General features: G+C 70.4%; 12 protein-coding genes and 1 pseudogene. 10 read left to right on the plus strand and 3 right to left on the minus strand.

Translation table 11 applies throughout. The annotated features are described in order from the left end of the window. Nucleotides 1–8: 8 nt before the first annotated feature. The 7 genes from GQF42_RS32445 to GQF42_RS32475 all read left to right on the plus strand — a co-directional run bounded on the left by GQF42_RS32445 (nucleotide 9) and on the right by GQF42_RS32475 (nucleotide 8668). Nucleotides 9–1004 carry a carbohydrate ABC transporter permease gene (locus GQF42_RS32445; protein WP_158925842.1) on the plus strand — a complete coding sequence of 332 codons (996 nt, stop codon included), beginning with the start codon at nucleotides 9–11 and terminating at the stop codon, nucleotides 1002–1004. Then, nucleotides 1001–1831 carry a carbohydrate ABC transporter permease gene (locus GQF42_RS32450; RefSeq protein ID WP_158925844.1) on the plus strand — a complete coding sequence of 277 codons (831 nt, stop codon included), beginning with the start codon at nucleotides 1001–1003 and terminating at the stop codon, nucleotides 1829–1831. Before GQF42_RS32445 ends, GQF42_RS32450 begins: the two co-directional genes overlap by 4 nt. An 8-nt stretch (nucleotides 1832–1839) precedes the next feature. After that, nucleotides 1840–3351: a glycoside hydrolase family 3 protein gene (locus GQF42_RS32455; RefSeq protein ID WP_158925846.1), complete on the plus strand. Its 1512-nt coding sequence runs from the start codon at nucleotides 1840–1842 to the stop codon at nucleotides 3349–3351. 112 nt (nucleotides 3352–3463) lie between these two features. Beyond that, entirely contained in the window at nucleotides 3464–4498 is a 1035-nt protein-coding gene (locus GQF42_RS32460) for a phytanoyl-CoA dioxygenase family protein (protein ID WP_158925847.1), read from the plus strand. Beyond that, entirely contained in the window at nucleotides 4495–5784 is a 1290-nt protein-coding gene (locus GQF42_RS32465; RefSeq protein WP_158925848.1) for a DUF6271 family protein, read from the plus strand. The genes GQF42_RS32460 and GQF42_RS32465 overlap by 4 nt, the downstream gene beginning before the upstream one ends. Next, nucleotides 5781–7460, plus strand: a complete 1680-nt coding sequence (locus tag GQF42_RS32470; RefSeq protein ID WP_158925849.1) for a GNAT family N-acetyltransferase — start codon at nucleotides 5781–5783, stop codon at nucleotides 7458–7460. Before GQF42_RS32465 ends, GQF42_RS32470 begins: the two co-directional genes overlap by 4 nt. Continuing rightward, nucleotides 7460–8668, plus strand: coding sequence for an MFS transporter (locus tag GQF42_RS32475; RefSeq protein ID WP_158925850.1), 1209 nt, complete (start codon nucleotides 7460–7462; stop codon nucleotides 8666–8668). The genes GQF42_RS32470 and GQF42_RS32475 overlap by 1 nt, the downstream gene beginning before the upstream one ends. Nucleotides 8669–8757: 89 nt before the next feature. Here the strand turns inward: GQF42_RS32475 and GQF42_RS45090 are convergent, their stop codons facing one another. Then, entirely contained in the window at nucleotides 8758–8934 is a 177-nt protein-coding gene (locus GQF42_RS45090; RefSeq protein ID WP_199272876.1) for a cold-shock protein, read from the minus strand. 117 nt (nucleotides 8935–9051) lie between these two features. On the opposite strand from GQF42_RS45090, the gene GQF42_RS32480 reads away from it, so the two are divergent. Both GQF42_RS32480 and GQF42_RS32485 read left to right on the plus strand, forming a co-directional pair. Continuing rightward, the gene (locus GQF42_RS32480; RefSeq protein WP_158925851.1) at nucleotides 9052–9237 is read left to right on the plus strand and encodes a hypothetical protein; all 186 of its coding nucleotides are present in this window, start codon (nucleotides 9052–9054) and stop codon (nucleotides 9235–9237) included. Between the two features lie 218 nt (nucleotides 9238–9455). Then, a pseudogene (locus tag GQF42_RS32485) lies at nucleotides 9456–10118 on the plus strand (MFS transporter); the annotation flags it as partial. 66 nt (nucleotides 10119–10184) lie between these two features. Here the strand turns inward: GQF42_RS32485 and GQF42_RS32490 are convergent. Next, entirely contained in the window at nucleotides 10185–11714 is a 1530-nt protein-coding gene (locus GQF42_RS32490; protein ID WP_158925852.1) for a helix-turn-helix domain-containing protein, read from the minus strand. A gap of 424 nt (nucleotides 11715–12138) precedes the next feature. Here GQF42_RS32490 and acnA point away from each other — a divergent pair, with 424 nt between their 5' ends. Next, nucleotides 12139–14856, plus strand: coding sequence for an aconitate hydratase AcnA (gene acnA, locus GQF42_RS32495; RefSeq protein WP_158925854.1), 2718 nt, complete (start codon nucleotides 12139–12141; stop codon nucleotides 14854–14856). 319 nt (nucleotides 14857–15175) lie between these two features. Here the strand turns inward: acnA and GQF42_RS32500 are convergent, their stop codons facing one another. Beyond that, nucleotides 15176–17845, minus strand: a complete 2670-nt coding sequence (locus tag GQF42_RS32500; protein ID WP_158925856.1) for a SpoIIE family protein phosphatase — start codon at nucleotides 17843–17845, stop codon at nucleotides 15176–15178. Nucleotides 17846–17965: the final 120 nt, after the last annotated feature.

The following is a 17965-nucleotide window of genomic DNA, read 5'->3' on the forward strand; positions in this document are numbered from 1 at the left end:
GGCAACTCATGTCAGTGCAGACCCAAGGCACGGACACGGCCGGGGAGCCCGCTGTCCGCAAGGCCCGGATACCCGGGCCGCCGCGGGGTACGGGCCGTGACTCCGGGTCCGCGTCCCGCGGCGCCGCCGCCCCCTACCTCCTGCTGCTGCCGGCGCTGCTGGCCACCCTGGTCCTGCTCGGCTGGCCCCTGGTCAAGAACGGCATGCTGTCGTTCCAGAACCTCAACCCGCGCCAGCTCATCCAGCACCTCACCGAGTGGAACGGCGTCGACAACTACAAAGAGGTCCTGACCGGTTCGGACTTCTGGAAGGTCGTCGAGCGCTCGATCTTCTTCACCGCCGCCAACGTCGTCCTGATCATGGTGTTCGGCACCCTGATCGGACTGCTGCTGGCCCGCCTCGGCAAGAAGATGCGACTCACCCTCCTGGTGGGCCTCGTCCTGGCCTGGGCCATGCCCGTCATCGCGGCCACCACCGTCTACCAGTGGCTGTTCGCCCAGCGCTACGGCGTCGTCAACTGGGTCCTGGACAAGCTCGGCTGGCACTCCATGGCCGACTACAACTGGATGGGCACCCAGTTCTCCACGTTCTCCGTGATCACTCTGCTCATCGTCTGGATGTCGATCCCCTTCGTGGCGATCAACCTCTACGCCGCCACCACCACGATCCCCAGGGAGCTGTACGAGGCCGCCGCCCTGGACGGGGCCGGCGCCTGGCAGAGCTTCACCTCCGTGACCCTGCCCTTCCTGCGGCCGTTCCTGTACTCCACGACCTTCCTCGAGGTCATCTGGGTCTTCAAGGCGTTCCCACAGGTCTTCGCCATGAACGAGGGCGGCCCCGACCGCCTCACCGAGACCCTGCCGGTCTACGCCTACGTCGAGGGCGTCGGCAACCAGCACTTCGGGGTCGGCGCGGCGATCTCGTTCCTCACCATCCTGGTGCTGCTCGTCATGACCTCGTACTACCTGCGCATGGTGCTCAAGCAAGAGGAGGACGAGCTGTGAAGCGCTCGCTCTTCGGCCGTATCTGGCCCAACGCGACCGCCGTCGTCCTCTTCGTCGGCTTCGTGTTCCCCGTCTACTGGATGTTCGCGACGGCCTTCAAGCCGACCAACGACATCATCGCCGACACCCCGGTGTGGTTCCCGACGAACGTCACCCTCGGCCACTTCAAGAAGGCCGTCCACGCCGACCACTTCTGGACGCTGGTCCTCAACTCCATCACCGTGACGGTCTGTTCGGTGGTGTTCTCGCTCCTGATCGCCCTGTTCGCCGCGTTCGCCCTCGCCCGGATGCGGTTCAAGGGCCGGCGCGGGCTCATCGTCACGTTCATGCTGGCGCAGATGGCCCCCTGGGAGGTCATGATCATCGCCATCTACATGATCGTGCGCGACAACGACATGCTGGACAGCCTCGTCCCCCTCACCGTCTTCTACACGATGATGGTGCTGCCGCTCACGATCCTGACGCTGCGCGGCTACATCGCCGCCGTGCCCAAGGAGCTTGAGGAGTCGGCGATGGTCGACGGCTGCACCCGCGGCCAGGCCTTCCGCAAGGTCATCTTCCCGCTGCTCGCGCCTGGGCTCATGGCGACCTCGCTGTTCGGGTTCATCACCGCCTGGAACGAGTTCCCGCTCGTCCTGATCCTCAACAAGGACATCGAGAAGCAGACCCTGCCGCTGTGGCTGTCGCAGTTCCAGACCGCCTTCGGTGACGACTGGGGCGCCACGATGGCCGCGTCCTCCCTGTTCGCGCTGCCCATCCTGATCCTCTTCATCTTCCTGCAACGCAAGGCTGTCAGCGGTCTGACCGACGGCGCCGTGAAGGGATGACCCCGCCGATGACCACACGCGCCACCACCGCGTCCGACAGCGGCTCCGCCGCGCGCGACACCCTCACCCGGGACGCCCTCGCGGTACTGCAGCCGGGCTTCGACGGCACCACCGCGCCCGACTGGGTGCGCCGCCGCCTCGGTGAGGGCCTCGCCTCGGTCGCCCTGTTCGGCCGCAACGTCGTCACCGAGCAACAAGTCACCGCACTCACCGCCCAGTTGCGCGCCGAGCGGGACGACCTGCTGATCGCCATCGACGAGGAGAGCGGCGACGTCACCCGCCTCGACGTGCGCACCGGCTCCGCCTTCCCCGGCAACCACGCCCTCGGCGCCGTCGACGACCCCGACCTCACCCGGGCCGTCTCCCGCGAGCTGGGCCGGCGGCTCGCCGCCTGCGGCGTCACCTTCGACTGGGCGCCGTCCGCAGACGTCAACGCCAACCCCGACAACCCCGTCATCGGCGTCCGCTCCTTCGGCGCGAGCACCGACCTGGTCGCCCGGCACACTGCCGCCTGGGTCGAGGGGCTGCAGTCCACCGGCGTCGCCGCCTGCACCAAGCACTTCCCCGGCCACGGCGACACCAACGTCGACTCCCACCACGCCGTCCCCCGCATCGACGTCGACGCGGACACCCTGTTCGCCCGCGAACTGCCCCCGTTCCGCGCGGCCATCGCCGCCGGCACCCGGGCGATCATGAGCGCGCACATCCTCGTCCCGGCCCTCGACCCCGACCGGCCGGGCACCCTCTCCTCGCGCATCCTCACCGAGCTGCTGCGCGGCGAACTCGGCTACCAGGGCCTGATCGTCACCGACGGCATGGAGATGCGCGCGATATCCGGCACCTACGGTCTGGAACACGGCGTGGTCCTCGCCATCGCGGCCGGCGCCGACGCCATCTGCGTCGGCGGCGGGCTGTGCGACGAGGGCACCGTGCTGGGGCTCCGGGACGCCCTGGTAGCCGCCGTACGCTCCGGTGAACTGCCCGAGGAACGCCTCGCCGACGCCGCCGCCCGGGTGCGCGCGCTCGCCGCATGGACCGCCGGGGCCCGCGGCGCTGCCGCCGAGACCCCGGCCGACCCCGAGATCGGCCTGGTCGCGGCCCGCCGCGCACTGCGCCTCACCCGTACCGGCGCCGCCGCACCGCTCACCGCACCCGTGTACGTCGCCCAGTTCGAACCGGCCCGCAACATCGCCGTCGGGGACCAGACCCCGTGGGGTGTGGCCACCGAACTGGAGCGGCTGCTGCCCGGCACCACCACCGGCACCTTCACCGGCGACGGCGCGGGCAAGGAGGCCCTCGTCGCGGCCGACGGCCGCCGGATCGTCGCGGTCGTCCGCGACGAGCACCGGCACGACTGGATGCGCACCGCACTCGACACCCTGCTCGCCGCCCGCCCCGACACCGTCGTCGTGGAGATGGGCCTGCCGCAGGCCGCCCCGCGCGGCGCCCTGCACATCGCCACCTACGGCGCCGCCCGGGTCTGCGGTGTCGCGGCGGCCGGGGCCGTCGTCGCCGGCTGACCCGAGCGGCCCCCACCGGCCGCCCGCCTCCGGCGCGGGCGGCCTGCTCGACCTTGCTCTTTTCCCGGATCTCAACCGCACGTGTTCGGCACTTGTTTTCCAGAGGAATCGCATGCAGACGCCCCACCCCTTCCTCCACCGAGCCGCCTCCGACCGCCCCTACTTCAGCGCCGACGGCGAGACCTACCTCGCCCTCACCCCGCTGCGCGACCTGGAGAAGTCCCGGCCTCTCAGGGTGCTCTCCCCGGAGGACTTCGCGTTCTGGCAGACGTACGGCTACGTCGTCGTCCGCGAGGCCATCACCCCCGGCGAGGCCAAGCAACTCCTGGACTTTGCCTGGCAGTTCCAGGGACTGGACCCCGACGACCCCGAATCCTGGTACGTACAGCCGACGTTCCGCTCCGAACTCGACCAGCACCTGTTCATCTACGGCTTCGTCGAGGCCTACCACCACCAGCTCATCTGGGACAGCCGCCAGAACCGGCGCGTCTACGACGCCTTCGTGGACGTGTGGGACTGCGAGGAGCTGTGGGTCACCCTGGACCGGCTCAACCTCAACCCGCCCAACATACGCACCCGTTCCCGCTCCCTGATCGAGCCCACCGACGAGGGCTTCGACATCGAACTGCACTGGGACGTCGACACCACTCTCACCGTCCTCCCGCAGCGCGTGCAGGGCATCATCGCCCTGGGCGACACCCGGCCCGAACTCGGCGGCTTCCAGTGCGCCCCGGAACTCTTCCGCCGCCTCGAGGAGTGGCGCGTGGCCCAGCCGCCCGGCCGCGACCCGATACGGCCCGGCACCGACCGCGCCGAGTTCCCCGTGATCCGCCCCGACCTCCAGGCCGGTGACCTGCTGATCTTCAACGGGCTGCTGGCGCACGGCGTCGCTCCGAACCTCTCTGACAACGGTGTCCGGGCCGTCCAGTACCTGTCGATGATGCCCGCCCTGGAGGAGCACACCACCCTGCGCGACTCCCGGGTCGACTCCTGGCGCACGCGTGCGACACCCGACTGGAACGGCACGCTCCTCGGCGACGCCCGCGAACCCGAGGCCGACCGCTACGGGCCCGCCACGCTCGACCCGCTCGGCAGAAAGCTGCTCGGACTGGACTCCTGGACCGCCGCCGCGGAAGAGGCGCAGTGAACCGCATCTGCCTCTGCCTGCCCACCAACCGGGCCTGCGCCGCCACCATCACCGCGATCCACCAGGAAGCCGCCTACGCGGCCGGGCGCTTCGGCGCCGACGTCCAGCTGCTCATCCTCGACTCAAGCGACGAGCGCACCCGCGCCGAGCACAGGCGGGCCGTCGCCGCCCTGCCCCCGACCACGTACGTCACCGTCCACCACCTCGACGAGAACGCCCAACGCGTCTTCCTGCGCCGGACCATCGAAACCGCGGGCCTGCCCGACCCCGACCGCCTGCTGAGCCTCATGCTCCCGCCCGCCGTCTCCTACGGCGCCTGCACCAACCGTGCCTTCCTGCTGGCCACCGCCCTCGGCTGCGACTCCCTGCACCGCAGGGACTCCGACAGCACCTACCAACTCCACGACGGACAGCCGGTGTTCCCGGTCCACCACGAGCTGCCGTACCTCGGCCGGCCTGCCGCCGAGGCCGCCGCCTCGGGCCTGCGCACCGACCTCGACGCGGCGCTGCTGGGCCACCCGGTGTCACTGGCCGGCGCCTCCTTCGTCGGTGAACTCTCCGTCGACATCGACGGGATACGGCAGCTGGACGACGGCGTCTACCACGACGTCGTCAGCCTGTGGGCGCCCGGTGACTGGCCCGAGGAGCGCAAGCGGGACCTGGTCGAGGAGTCCTTCACCGGCGCGGGCAGGGCGCCGTTCACCGGTGACCGTGCCACCCTCACCGTGGTCGACGCCATGCGCGTCGACATGTGCAACATCGCCTTCGACCGGGCGGTCTACGAGCGCGTCCCGCTGCCGCCCGCCACCGACACCATCGGCAGCGACTACTTCCTGCTGCACCTGGTGCACGACGCCGGCCTGCCCGGCATCCTGCACAACCGGCACATCGAGAACTTCCACACCCCCGAACGCCGCAGCGACACCGGCTTCCCGGCCTACCAGCGCCGGTTCGTGAAGTTCCTGCTGTCGATGCTCTACTTCCACGACGTGTACGGCCGCATGGCCGAGGCGGGTGAGCGGCTGCTGGACGACCGGCGCCGGGTACGAGCCGACCCCATCGTGGAGTTCCTGCGCGAGAGCACCACCCTCGACCGCGCCGAGAACCTCTGGCGCCTGGACCGACTGGACACGGCGTACCGGAAGCTCGGCGGCAGATATGCCGCCTTCGCCGACCGGCTCGCCGTCATGCGCGGCCAGTTGCTGGATGAGGCGGAGTCGGACATCGAGGACTTCGCCGACCTGGCACAGGCCTGGCCCGCCCTTGTCGAGGCGGCCCGGCCATGAATGCACTCGGTGAATCCCTGGCCGCAGCCGAGACCGACCGGATCATCTACGACCTGAGCGGCATCGAGCACCAGTACAACTCGCTGCTCGGCGAACTGCCCGGAATCCGGGTCCGCTTCGCCCTCAAGGCCTGTCCCGTGGACGAGGTCCTGCACAGCCTGGCCGCAGCGGGCTCCGGCTTCGACGCGGCAAGCCCCGCCGAAATCACCCAAGCCCTCCACGCCGGCGCGCAGCCGGACCGCATCCACTACGGCAACACCGTCAAGTCCGACCACGACATCGCGGCAGCCCACCGCCTGGGTGTCCGCACCTTTGCCACCGACAGCCTCGAGGACGTCGCCGCCATCGCCGCGCACGCGCCGCGCGCCCGGGTGTTCTGCCGCCTCGCCACCAGCGGGGAGGGCGCCCTGTGGGGCCTGAGCCGCAAGTTCGGCTGCACACCCGAGGACGCCGTACGGGTCCTGGAGTCCGCCCGCGCGGCCGGGCTCACCCCGGCCGGTCTGTCCGTGCACGTCGGTTCCCAGCAGATGACCTGCGAGGCCTGGCAGCAGGCCCTGGACACCCTCGCCGAGACCCTGACGGCCCTGGCCGGGCGGGGGATCGTACTCGACCACCTCAATCTCGGCGGCGGCCTGCCCGCGCTCGGCTACCAGGACCGCCACGGCAACCCCCTCGACCCGCCCCTGGACAAGATCCTCGCCGTGCTCCGCGAGGGCATGGACCACCTGCGCGGCCTGAGCCCCTCCCCGCTCGCCTTCGTCCTGGAACCGGGCCGTCATCTGGTGGCCGACCACGGCGCGGTCCGCGCGCACGTCTCCCGGCTGACCCGGCGCCGGCAGCCGGACGGAACAGTCGCCCACTGGCTGTATCTGAGCTGCGGCAAGTTCAACGGGCTCTACGAGATGGACCAGTTGACACACCGGATGGTCTTCCCGAACCACCTCGACGCACAGGACCACGTCCCTGCGATCGTCGCCGGCCCCACCTGCGACAGCGACGACGCCTACGGCGAGGGCCGCCACCCGGTCCGCGTCCCTGCGGCCCTCACCTCCGGCGACCCGGTCTGGATCCTGTCCGCCGGCGCCTACGCCACCAGCTACATGACCCAGGGGTTCAACGGCACCGCCCGCTGCCGTGCGTCTGCGTACCCGGCCAGGAAGGACACCACCCACATGACTGACCTCGTACGGGGCATCACCGAGGCGGACTGGCCTCAGGTCGCGGCCCTGGAGGCCGGGGCGTACGCGGACACCTCGCTGGCGGAGGGCGAGGCCGCCCTGCGCTCCCGGGCCTCGGCGGGCACCTGCTTCGTCCTGGACCTCGACGACCGGATCGCGGCATACCTCCTCGCCCTGCCCTACCCGAGGTTCCGCTTCCCGGACCTGGCCCGGCCCGAGCAGGTGGTCCACCACTCCTCCAACCTCCACCTGCACGACCTCGTCGTCACCGCGCCCCTGCGGCGCCGAGGGCTCGGCACCCGCATGGTCCGGCATCTGACCGGCGTGGCCCGGGCCCGCGGTTTCGCGACCATGTCGCTGATCGCGGTCGCCGGCAAGGAGCCCTTCTGGCGGGCCAACGGCTACCACCCGCACCGTGAGGCGAGCGTGCCGGCGGGCTACGGCAGCGGCGCGGTGTACATGTCGGCGCGGCTTGCCGCGCAGCGGGAGGCGAGCTGATGCCCACCACGACCGGCCCCGCCGGCTTTCGCCGGGCCAAATGGTCCACAGCGGCGCTGTTCTGCTTCCTCGGCTTCCAGTACGGCACCTGGGTCTCCCGCCTCCCCGCACTCAAGACCCGGCTGGACCTGGGCGCCGGGGAGGTGGGTCTGCTGCTGATGGCCTGCGGGGCCGGGGCCGCGGCCTCCTTCCCGTTGGTCGCCGTCCTGATGCGGCGCCTGGGCTCCCGTCGGCTGTCCCTCGTCTCGGCCGCATGCCTGATCGCCGTCCTGGCCGCACTCGCCGTCGTCCCGAACTACCTGCTGGCGCTGCCCACCGTGTGCGCCGACGGCGTCGCGGTCGGCTGCCTCAACGTCGCCATGAACGCCCAGGGTGCCGCTCTGGAGAAGGCGTACGACCGCACCGCCATGTCCCAGCTGCACGCCACGTTCAGCGCCGGACTGCTGGCCGCCGCCCTGCTGACCTCCGGCGTGACCACCCTGACCGGGTCGGTCCCGACGCACTTCGCCGTGGCCGGGGCCCTGTTGCTGCTCCTGCTCACCGCCGCCCGCCCCGGTCTGCTGACCCACCGGGAGTCGGCGGCCTCCGACGGGCCGAAGCAGCAACGCCGTTGGACCCTGCCCACCGGCACCACCTTGCTCCTGGGCTGCGCCATGGCCTTCGGCACGATCACCGAGGGCGCCATGAACGACTGGTCGACGCTCTATCTCAAGGACGTCGTCAAGGCCTCGGCGACCGTGGCGCCGCTCGGTATCGCCGTCGTCTCCGTGATGATGCTCCTGGCCCGCCTGTGCGCGGACCGCTGGCGCACCCGCTGGGGCGACGGGCGGGTGGTCCGGGTCGGCAGCGCGGTGGCCGCCGCCGGGCTGGCCCTCGCCCTGTTCGCCGGCGGGGTGCTGCCGACCCTGCTTGGCTTCGCCTGCGTCGGCCTCGGCGCGGCCGCCGTCACGCCGTGCGTCTACGTCGCTGCCGCCGGCCACGGCTCCGACGCGCTGGCCCTGGTCGCCGCGATGGGCACCACGGGCCTGCTGGCCGGGCCCGCCCTGATCGGCTTCGTCGCGAGCGCGGCGAGCCTGACCCTGGGCATGGCCACGGTCGCCGCATCAGCCCTGATCGTCACGCTGACGGCGTTCCGCATCCCGTGGCCCGACCGCACCCGCACACCGTCCGCCGCCGCGGCTTCGGCGCCGGCCCGTGAGAACGCATAGGGCACGCACCGGCGGCGGACTCCCACGACCGTGCGGAAACGCCCCCCGCGGCGGCAGCCCGGTGGCCAGGGAGGCGGTGCGCGGACGCCTCACCTGAGGGCGATCACATTGGTGGCCTTCTCGCCGACGACGTCGAACTGGACCCGCTGGCCCTCGCGTACGGTCTGAGTCTCCATGCCCGAGAACGGGCGCCGTTCGCCGTCCTCGTCGGTGATGATGCCCACGCCGTCCGCGTCGTTGTACACGGCGATCCTTCCGAGCGGCATCGTGCTGTCCTCCGTGGGTGCGTAGTGAAGCTCCAGATGTCCCCCGGTGAGCAGAGCATCACCCGCCGTGTCCGATGGGGGAAGGGGCGAACGGCGCGTCGGCCAGTGTTTGACTGGATGTCAACCGACCAGCGCACCGCCGACGCCCTCAAGGGACAGCCGGACCCGCTGTCCACCGAGATCCTCCAGCTCCTCGGAGGCGGAGCCACCGCGAGCGGCGCGAGCGCCCTGACCAAGGGCCAGACGAATCAGATCGCCTGCCCGTTCCACAACCGCACGGCGCCCACCGCGGCCGTCGTCTAGGCGGTACCCGTCCGGGCGTCCGGACGTCCCATGCAAGCGAAGGCTTCCCCCGACGGCGGGGAAGCCTTCGGCATTTCCCGGGGGGAAAGTGAAACTCTCATCGTTCGTTCGCCGCGTGGCCAGACTCTGGGCGCTGGCCGGACTCATGCTCCTCGTCCTGAACCTGCGCGCGGCGATCACCGGCATCTCTGCGATGCTGACTCGCCGTCTGGGCCGTCCCCGCCCTCGTCGCCGCACTGGCATGGGGGCCGCTCGCGGCACGAGGGCGCCAGGCATCCCACAACTCCCGGGCATTGAACGGGGGTTCGCTGCTGGGATCCCCGCTCGCCTGGGCCGTGGCCGGATTCCTCGGACTGGTCTCCCTGATGTCCTACGCCCTCATGGCGTGGCTTCCCGAGATCATGCACGCCGACGGCTACGACCAGGCGGAGGCCGGGATGATGGTCTCCGTCATCCAGATCATCAGCATTCCCCTCGGTCTCGGCATACCCGTTCTCGCGGCACGGCTGAGCACACAGCGGCCTCTCATCACGGGTATCGCGGCGACCAAGGCGGTGGCCCTGACCGGCGTCGTCCTCGCCCCCGAAGCCGGGTGGCTCTGGATCGTCTTCCTCGGCGTGGCCACCGGCAGCGCCTTTCCGCTGGCCTTCACCCTGCTGAGCCTGCGCTCCCCCAGTCCCGACGTCGCCGTGCAACTGTCCGGCATGGCGCAGACGACCGGTTATCTGGTGGCCGGACTGGGACCGCTGGTGACCGGCCTCATGCACAGCTTCACCGGTGGCCGGCGGATGCCCCTGCTGCTTCTGCTCGTCCTCCTGGTGCCGGAAACGACGTTCGGACTGTTCGCCGGCCGCCCGTCCTTCGTCCGCGCCGCCGGCTGAGACGAGGCCCCGCCGCGCTGCGTGGGACGCGGGGAGCGGTGGGGCCTCGGACCGGGCGTGGGTTTCCTAGATGTCCCGGAAGATCTCGATCTGCGCCCCGATCGAGTTCAGGCGCTCGGCGAGATCCTCGTAACCCCGGTTGATGACGTACACGTTGCGCAGGACCGACGTGCCCTCGGCCGCCATCATCGCCAGCAGGACGACCACGGCGGGGCGCAGAGCCGGCGGGCACATCATCTCGGCGGCGCGCCAGCGGGTCGGGCCCTCGACCAGGACCCGGTGCGGGTCCAGCAACTGGAGCCGGCCGCCAAGGCGGTTGAGGTCGGTGAGGTAGATCGCGCGGTTGTCGTAGACCCAGTCGTGGATGAGGGTCTGGCCCTGTGCGACCGCCGCGATGGCCGCGAAGAACGGGACGTTGTCGATGTTCAGGCCCGGGAACGGCATGGGGTGGATCTTGTCGATCGGGGCCTCCAGCTTGGAGGGCCGGACGGTCAGGTCCACCAGGCGGGTGCGGCCGTTGTCCGCGCAATACTCGGGGCTGCGGTCGTGGTCGAGGCCCATCTCCTCCAGGACCGCCAGCTCGATCTCCAGGAACTCGATGGGGACGCGGCGTACGGTCAGTTCGGACTCGGTCACCACCGCGGCGGCCAGCAGGCTCATCGCCTCGACCGGGTCCTCGGAGGGGGAGTAGTCGACGTCGACGTCGATGTTCGGCACGCCGTGCACGGTCAGCGTGGTGGTGCCGATGCCCTCGACCTTGACGCCGAGTGCCTCCAGGAAGAAGCACAGGTCCTGGACCATGTAGTTGGAGGAGGCGTTGCGGATGACCGTGACGCCGTCGTGCCGGGCGGCGGCCAGCAGGGCGTTCTCGGTCACGGTGTCGCCGCGCTCGGTCAGCACGATCGGCCGGACGGGGCGGACCGTGCGGTCGACCTGCGCGTGGTACTGGCCCTCGGTGGCCGCGATGTCCAGGCCGAACCGGCGCAGCGCGATCATGTGCGGCTCGATGGTCCGGGTGCCGAGGTCGCAGCCGCCGGCGTACGGCAGCTTGAAGTGGTCCATGCGGTGCAGCAGCGGGCCGAAGAACATGATGATCGAGCGGGTGCGCACGGCGGCGTCCGCGTCGATCGCCGCCATTTCCAGCTGGGCCGGCGGCACCAGCTCCAGGTCGACGCCGTCGTTGATCCAGCGGGTGCGCACGCCGATGGAGTTCAGCACCTCCAGCAGGCGGTACACCTCCTCGATGCGGGCCACCCGCCGCAGCACCGTGCGGCCCTTGTTGAGCAGGGAGGCGCACAGCAGCGCCACACAGGCGTTCTTGCTCGTCTTGACGTCGATGGCACCGGACAGCCGGCGGCCGCCGACGACTCGTAGATGCATCGGGCCCGCGTACCCCAGGGAGACGATCTCGCTGTCCAGGGCCTCACCGATACGGGCAATCATCTCAAGGCTGATGTTCTGGTTCCCCCGCTCGATGCGGTTGACCGCACTCTGACTGGTGCCGAGCGCCTCCGCGAGCTGCGTCTGTGTCCAGCCACGGTGCTGCCGGGCGTCACGGATGAGCTTGCCGATGCGTACGAGGTAGTCGTCTGCCATGAGGCTGAGGCTATCTCAGATATGAGATGACGCCCGTCAGGGGGGTCCGTTCGGGTGATGACACGTCAATGACCAGTGGTTCTGCAGGGAATGTCGAGCACTTGAGCGATTCGTCCGTTAGTCGCCGATAGTTACGAAAGCGGGGAAGGTGGCACATCCTCCCGGCGACGGAGCGGACCGCACCGCGGTCCGCACTCCCGTGCTGTGGTCCACGCCACCGAAAAACGGCAGGGCGCGGCCCGACCCGGCATGACCATCCGGCGGCCATGTACTAGAGTTATCTCGACATCGAGATATCTGCCAGGCGCACCGCACCCGCCACTCCACTAAGGGTTACCTAACTAAGCCTTACCTTAGCGGATCGGCCAGACCGGCGTGGCGGCACGATGACGGTGGTACGCGCACATCAATGAAGGAGACTGTCGTGTCGGCGAACAGCTTCGACGCCCGCAGCACGCTGCAGGTGGGCGACGAGTCGTACGAGATCTTCCGGCTGGACAAGGTGGAGGGCTCGGCCCGCCTGCCGTACAGCCTCAAGGTCCTGCTGGAGAACCTGCTCCGCACGGAGGACGGCGCGAACATCACCGCCGACCACATCCGTGCCCTCGGCGGCTGGGACTCGCAGGCCCAGCCCAGCCAGGAGATCCAGTTCACCCCGGCCCGCGTGATCATGCAGGACTTCACCGGCGTGCCCTGTGTCGTGGACCTCGCGACCATGCGTGAGGCCGTGAAGGAGCTGGGCGGCGACCCCGCCAAGATCAACCCGCTGGCGCCGGCCGAGCTGGTCATCGACCACTCCGTCATCGCCGACAAGTTCGGCACCAACGACGCCTTCAAGCAGAACGTCGAGCTGGAGTACGGCCGCAACAAGGAGCGCTACCAGTTCCTGCGCTGGGGCCAGACCGCCTTCGACGAGTTCAAGGTCGTCCCCCCGGGCACCGGCATCGTGCACCAGGTGAACATCGAGCACCTGGCCCGTGTCGTGATGGTCCGCGACGGCAAGGCCTACCCGGACACCCTGGTCGGCACCGACTCGCACACCACGATGGTCAACGGCCTCGGCGTCCTCGGCTGGGGCGTCGGCGGCATCGAGGCCGAGGCCGCCATGCTCGGCCAGCCGGTCTCCATGCTCATCCCGCGCGTCGTCGGCTTCAAGCTCACCGGTGAGCTGCAGCCCGGCACCACCGCCACCGACCTCGTGCTCACCATCACCGAGATGCTCCGCAAGCACGGTGTGGTCGGCAAGTTCGTCGAGTTCTACGGCGAGGGTGTGGCGGCCACGAGCCTCGCCAACCGCGCCACCATCGGCAACATGTCGCCGGAGTTCGGCTCCACCGCCGCGATCTTCCCGATCGACGACGAGACCCTGAACTACCTGCGCCTGACCGGCCGCACGGCGCAGCAGGTCGCGCTCGTCGAGGCGTACGCCAAGGAGCAGGGCCTCTGGCTGGACCCGAAGGCCGAGCCGGACTTCTCCGAGAAGCTCGAGCTGGACCTGTCCACCGTCGTCCCGTCCATCGCCGGCCCGAAGCGCCCGCAGGACCGCATCGTCCTCGCGAACGCCGCCGAGCAGTTCAAGCTGGACGTCCGCAACTACGTGGATGACGCAGACGAGGCGGGCAAGGAGTCCTTCCCGGCCTCCGACGCCCCGGCCGTCCACCCGAACGGCTTCCCGTCCAACCCGGTCCAGGTCACCGCCCCCGACGGCACGACCTACGAGCTGGACCACGGTGCGGTGACGGTCGCGGCCATCACCTCCTGCACCAACACCTCCAACCCGTACGTCATGATCGGCGCCGCCCTGGTCGCCAAGAAGGCGGTCGAGAAGGGCCTGACCCGCAAGCCGTGGGTCAAGTCCACCCTCGCCCCGGGTTCGAAGGTCGTCACCGACTACTTCGAGAAGTCCGGCCTCACCCCGTACCTGGACAAGCTCGGCTTCAACCTGGTCGGTTACGGCTGCACCACCTGCATCGGCAACTCCGGCCCGCTGCCGGAGGAGGTCTCCAAGGCGGTCAACGACCACGACCTCGCCGTCACCTCGGTCCTGTCCGGCAACCGCAACTTCGAGGGCCGGATCAACCCCGACGTCAAGATGAACTACCTGGCGTCCCCGCCGCTGGTCGTCGCGTACGCCATCGCGGGCTCCATGAAGGTGGACGTCACCCGTGACGCCCTGGGCACCGACCAGGACGGCAACCCGGTCTACCTGAAGGACATCTGGCCGACCGAGGCCGAGGTCAACGACGTCGTGGCCAACGCCATCGGCGAGGACATGTTCGAGAAGTCCTACGCGGACGTCTTCGCGGGCGACGCCCAGTGGCAGTCGCTCCCGGTCCCGACCGGCAACACCTTCGAGTGGGACGCCGAGTCCACCTACGTCCGCAAGCCCCCGTACTTCGAGGGCATGGGCATGGAGCCGGCCCCGGTCACCGACATCGCCGGCGCCCGTGTGCTGGCGAAGCTGGGCGACTCGGTCACCACCGACCACATCTCCCCGGCCGGCGCCATCAAGGCCGACACCCCGGCCGGCAAGTACCTCACCGAGCACGGTGTGGAGCGTCGTGACTTCAACTCCTACGGCTCCCGCCGTGGCAACCACGAGGTCATGATCCGCGGCACGTTCGCCAACATCCGCCTGCGCAACCAGATCGCGCCGGGCACCGAGGGCGGCTACACCCGCGACTTCACCCAGGCCGACGGTCCGGTGGCCTTCATCTACGACGCCTCGCAGAACTACCAGGCCGCCGGCACCCCGCTGGTCGTCCTGGCCGGCAAGGAGTACGGCTCCGGCTCGTCCCGCGACTGGGCCGCCAAGGGCACCGCGCTCCTCGGCGTCAAGGCCGTCATCGCCGAGTCCTACGAGCGCATCCACCGCTCGAACCTCATCGGCATGGGTGTCCTGCCGCTGCAGTTCCCGGAGGGCGCCTCGGCCCAGTCCCTCGGCCTGACCGGTGAGGAGACCTTCTCCTTCGCCGGCGTCACCGAGCTGAACAACGGCACCACGCCGCGCACGGTCAAGGTCACCACCGACACCGGTGTCGAGTTCGACGCGGTCGTCCGCATCGACACCCCCGGTGAGGCCGACTACTACCGCAACGGCGGCATCATGCAGTACGTGCTGCGCAACCTGATCCGCAAGTAAGCGGCAGGGACCGGCGGTACAGGGCCGCATCCCCGGACTCCGGGGGTGCGGCCCTGCGCCGTACCCGGGGCCACGCGCCGGTGCCGTGCCGTACCCGTCGCCCTTCCCCGGACGGAGCACAGGCTTCCCCCGGGCAACCGGCACAGAATCGGTACATGCCAGGCACCCCCGGGCCCCACGCCCGACCTCCGCAGCGAGCCGGGCCGGACCGAGTTCCGCATCGAGCTGCCCGCGGCGCAGCCGCAGCCCGCGAGGGCAGAGCCGCCGGCACGGCTGTCCGGGCCGCTGCGCAGCCCCGCCCGACCCGCCCGGCGGCGCCCTACGGCAGTGGCTGCTCCGCCCAGATCACCTTGCCCTGCGGGCTGTAGCGCACCCCCCAGCGCTCGGTCATCTGCGACACCAGGAACAGGCCCCGGCCGCCCTCGTCGGTCGTCGCGGCGTACCGCAGGTGCGGCGAGGTGTTGCTTCCGTCGGCCACCTCGCAGATCAGCGCGCGGTCACGGATCAGCCGCAGACGGATCGGATCGGATCCGTAGCGGATCGCGTTGGTGACCAACTCGCTCAGCACGAGTTCCGTGCCGAAGCCCAGCTCGGCAAGGCCCCACTCGTCCAGTTTCCCGGCCACGGCCAGGCGCATGTCCGACACGGCGGCCGGATCGCGGGGCACGTCCCACTCGGCGACCCGGTCGGGCGCCAGCCCCTGGACACGCGCGACGAGCAGCGCGACGTCGTCCGTGGGCCGGCCGGGCAGCAGCTCGTCCAGTACCGCCTGGCAGCTCTCGTCCGGAGACCGGTCGGGATGGCCCGTCAGTGCCTCCCGCAGCAACTCCATGCCCACGTCCAGGTCGCGGGTGCGGTCCTCGATGAGGCCGTCGGTGTACAGCACCAGCTGGGTACCGTCGGCCAGGTCCAGCTCGGCCGTCTGGAACGGCATCCCCCCGATGCCGAGCGGCGGCCCGGCCGGCAGATCGGCGAAGGTGACGCTTCCGTCGGGGCGGACCAGCGCCGGTGCCAGATGCCCGGCCCGCGCCATGGTGCAGCGGCGCGTCACCGGGTCGTAGATCGCGTACAGACAGGTGGCGCCGGTGATCTCGCCGACTGCCTCCGCGTCGGCCTCGTCCTGGTCGATCCGGCCGACGAGGTCGTCCAGGTGGCCCAGCAGCTCGTCGGGCGGCAGGTCCAGGGTGGAGAAGTTGTGCACCGCGGTGCGCAGCCGTCCCATGGTGGCGGCCGCGTGCAGACCGTGCCCGACCACGTCGCCGACGACCAGTGCCACCCGGCTCCCCGGCAGGGGGATCACGTCGAACCAGTCCCCGCTCACCCCGGACTGCGCGGGGATGTAGCGGTACCCGACGTCGAGGGCGCTCTGCTCGGGCAGGGCCCGCGGCAGCAGGCTGCGCTGCAGGGTGACCGCCACCGCGTGCTCACGGGTGTAGCGACGGGCGTTGTCGATGCTCACCGCGGCGCGGGCCACCAGCTCCTCGGCCAGCGACACGTCCTCCTCGTCGAAGGGTTCCTGCTTGGCCCGGTAGAAGTTCGCCATGCCCAGCACGACACCACGGGCCCGGATCGGGGCGACGATCAACGACTGGATGCCGTACTCGAGGATCTCGCGGCAGCGCTCGGGATCCTGGGCCTGCCAGCCCGGCGAGGCGGACAGGTCGGGCACCAGCTCCGAGCGGCCGCTGCCGTACCCCCGGGCCTGGGGTGTGGACGGCAGGAAATCGATCAGCCGGTCCTTCTCGTAGAGCGGATGGTCGTCCCGGATCCCCCGCATGACGATGCGCCGCAGGTCCGTCGCGGTGGTGCCGGGTTCCTCGCCGCGCAGGACGGCGTCGGCCAGGTCCACGGTGACGAAGTCGGCGAAACGCGGCACCGCGACCCGAGCCAGCTCGTCCGCGGTGCTGTGCACGTCGAGGGTGGTGCCGATGCCCAGACCCGCGTCGTACAGCAGCTTGAGCCGCTCCCGGGCGATCTCCGCCCGGCCGGAGATCGCGCTGAGTTCGGTGGAGTCACGCAGGGTCACCACGGTCCCGCCGGGGCCTCCTGGCCCGTCCGTGGGCCGCTGGTTCACCGCCAGCAGCCGATCCCCGGTGAACAGCACCTCGTCGGTGGCCTCGCGTCCCGAGGAGAGCAGTTCCAAGACGTCCGGGTCGAGGTCCGGCAGCTGGGACACCTGCTGGCCCTCGGCCTCGGCGGGCAGGTCCAGCAGCCGTCTCGCCTCGTCGTTGACCAGCAGCAGCCGCCCGTCGGCATCGACGATGAGCACTCCTTCCCGCACGGAGTGCAGCACCGCGTCGTGATGCTCGTACATGCGGGTCATCTCGTCCGGGGCCAGGCTGTGGGTCTGGCGCCGCAACCGCCTGCCCACCAGTGCCGTGCCCCCGGTCGACAGCACGAGCGCTCCTGCCCCTGCCGCCAGGATGATCGGCACCTGCCGGTCCACCGCGTTGGTGATGTGCTTGACCTTCAGCCCGGCGGAGACGAGACCGACCACCTTGCCGTGGGCGTCGTCGATCGGAACGGTGGCCTGCTCCTCGTGGCCCAGTGGGCCGTGGACGCTCTCGGTGTAGACCTTGCCGGCCAGCGACGGCCCGATCTGGCCCACGAACCGTTTCCCGATCTTGCTGGGGATCGGGTGCGTGTAACGGATGCCGTGGGTGTTCATGACGACGATGAAGTCGACGCCCGCAGCCTTGCGCGCCGCCTCGGTGAGCGGCTGCAGGATCTTGGACGGATCCGGCGTCCGCAGCGCGTCCACGATGCCGGGGGAGTGGGCGAAGGTCTGGGCGACGGCGATGGACCGCCGCCTCGCCTCCGTCCCGGTGTCCCGTTGCGACTGCAGGAACAGGGCAAGGACGCCGCAGAGGACGAGCACCACGACCAGCGCCACCTGCAGGACGAAGACCTGCCCGGCGACACTGCGCGGACTCTTGCCGATCACAGAGCGCCAGGAGAGACGACTGGGTCGGTCCGTCATGTCCGGCATGCCGCATTTGTAACACTCATGTTCGCCGGGTGGCTATGCCCGGCCCGTAAACAGGACAGCTCTGGGCGGACCCGGTGGTCGGTGCACCGGGTCCGCGAGCCGGGCGGGTGAGGGGGGTGG

The sequence above is a fragment of the Streptomyces broussonetiae genome (assembly GCF_009796285.1).
GTDB classification, from domain to species: domain Bacteria; phylum Actinomycetota; class Actinomycetes; order Streptomycetales; family Streptomycetaceae; genus Streptomyces; species Streptomyces broussonetiae.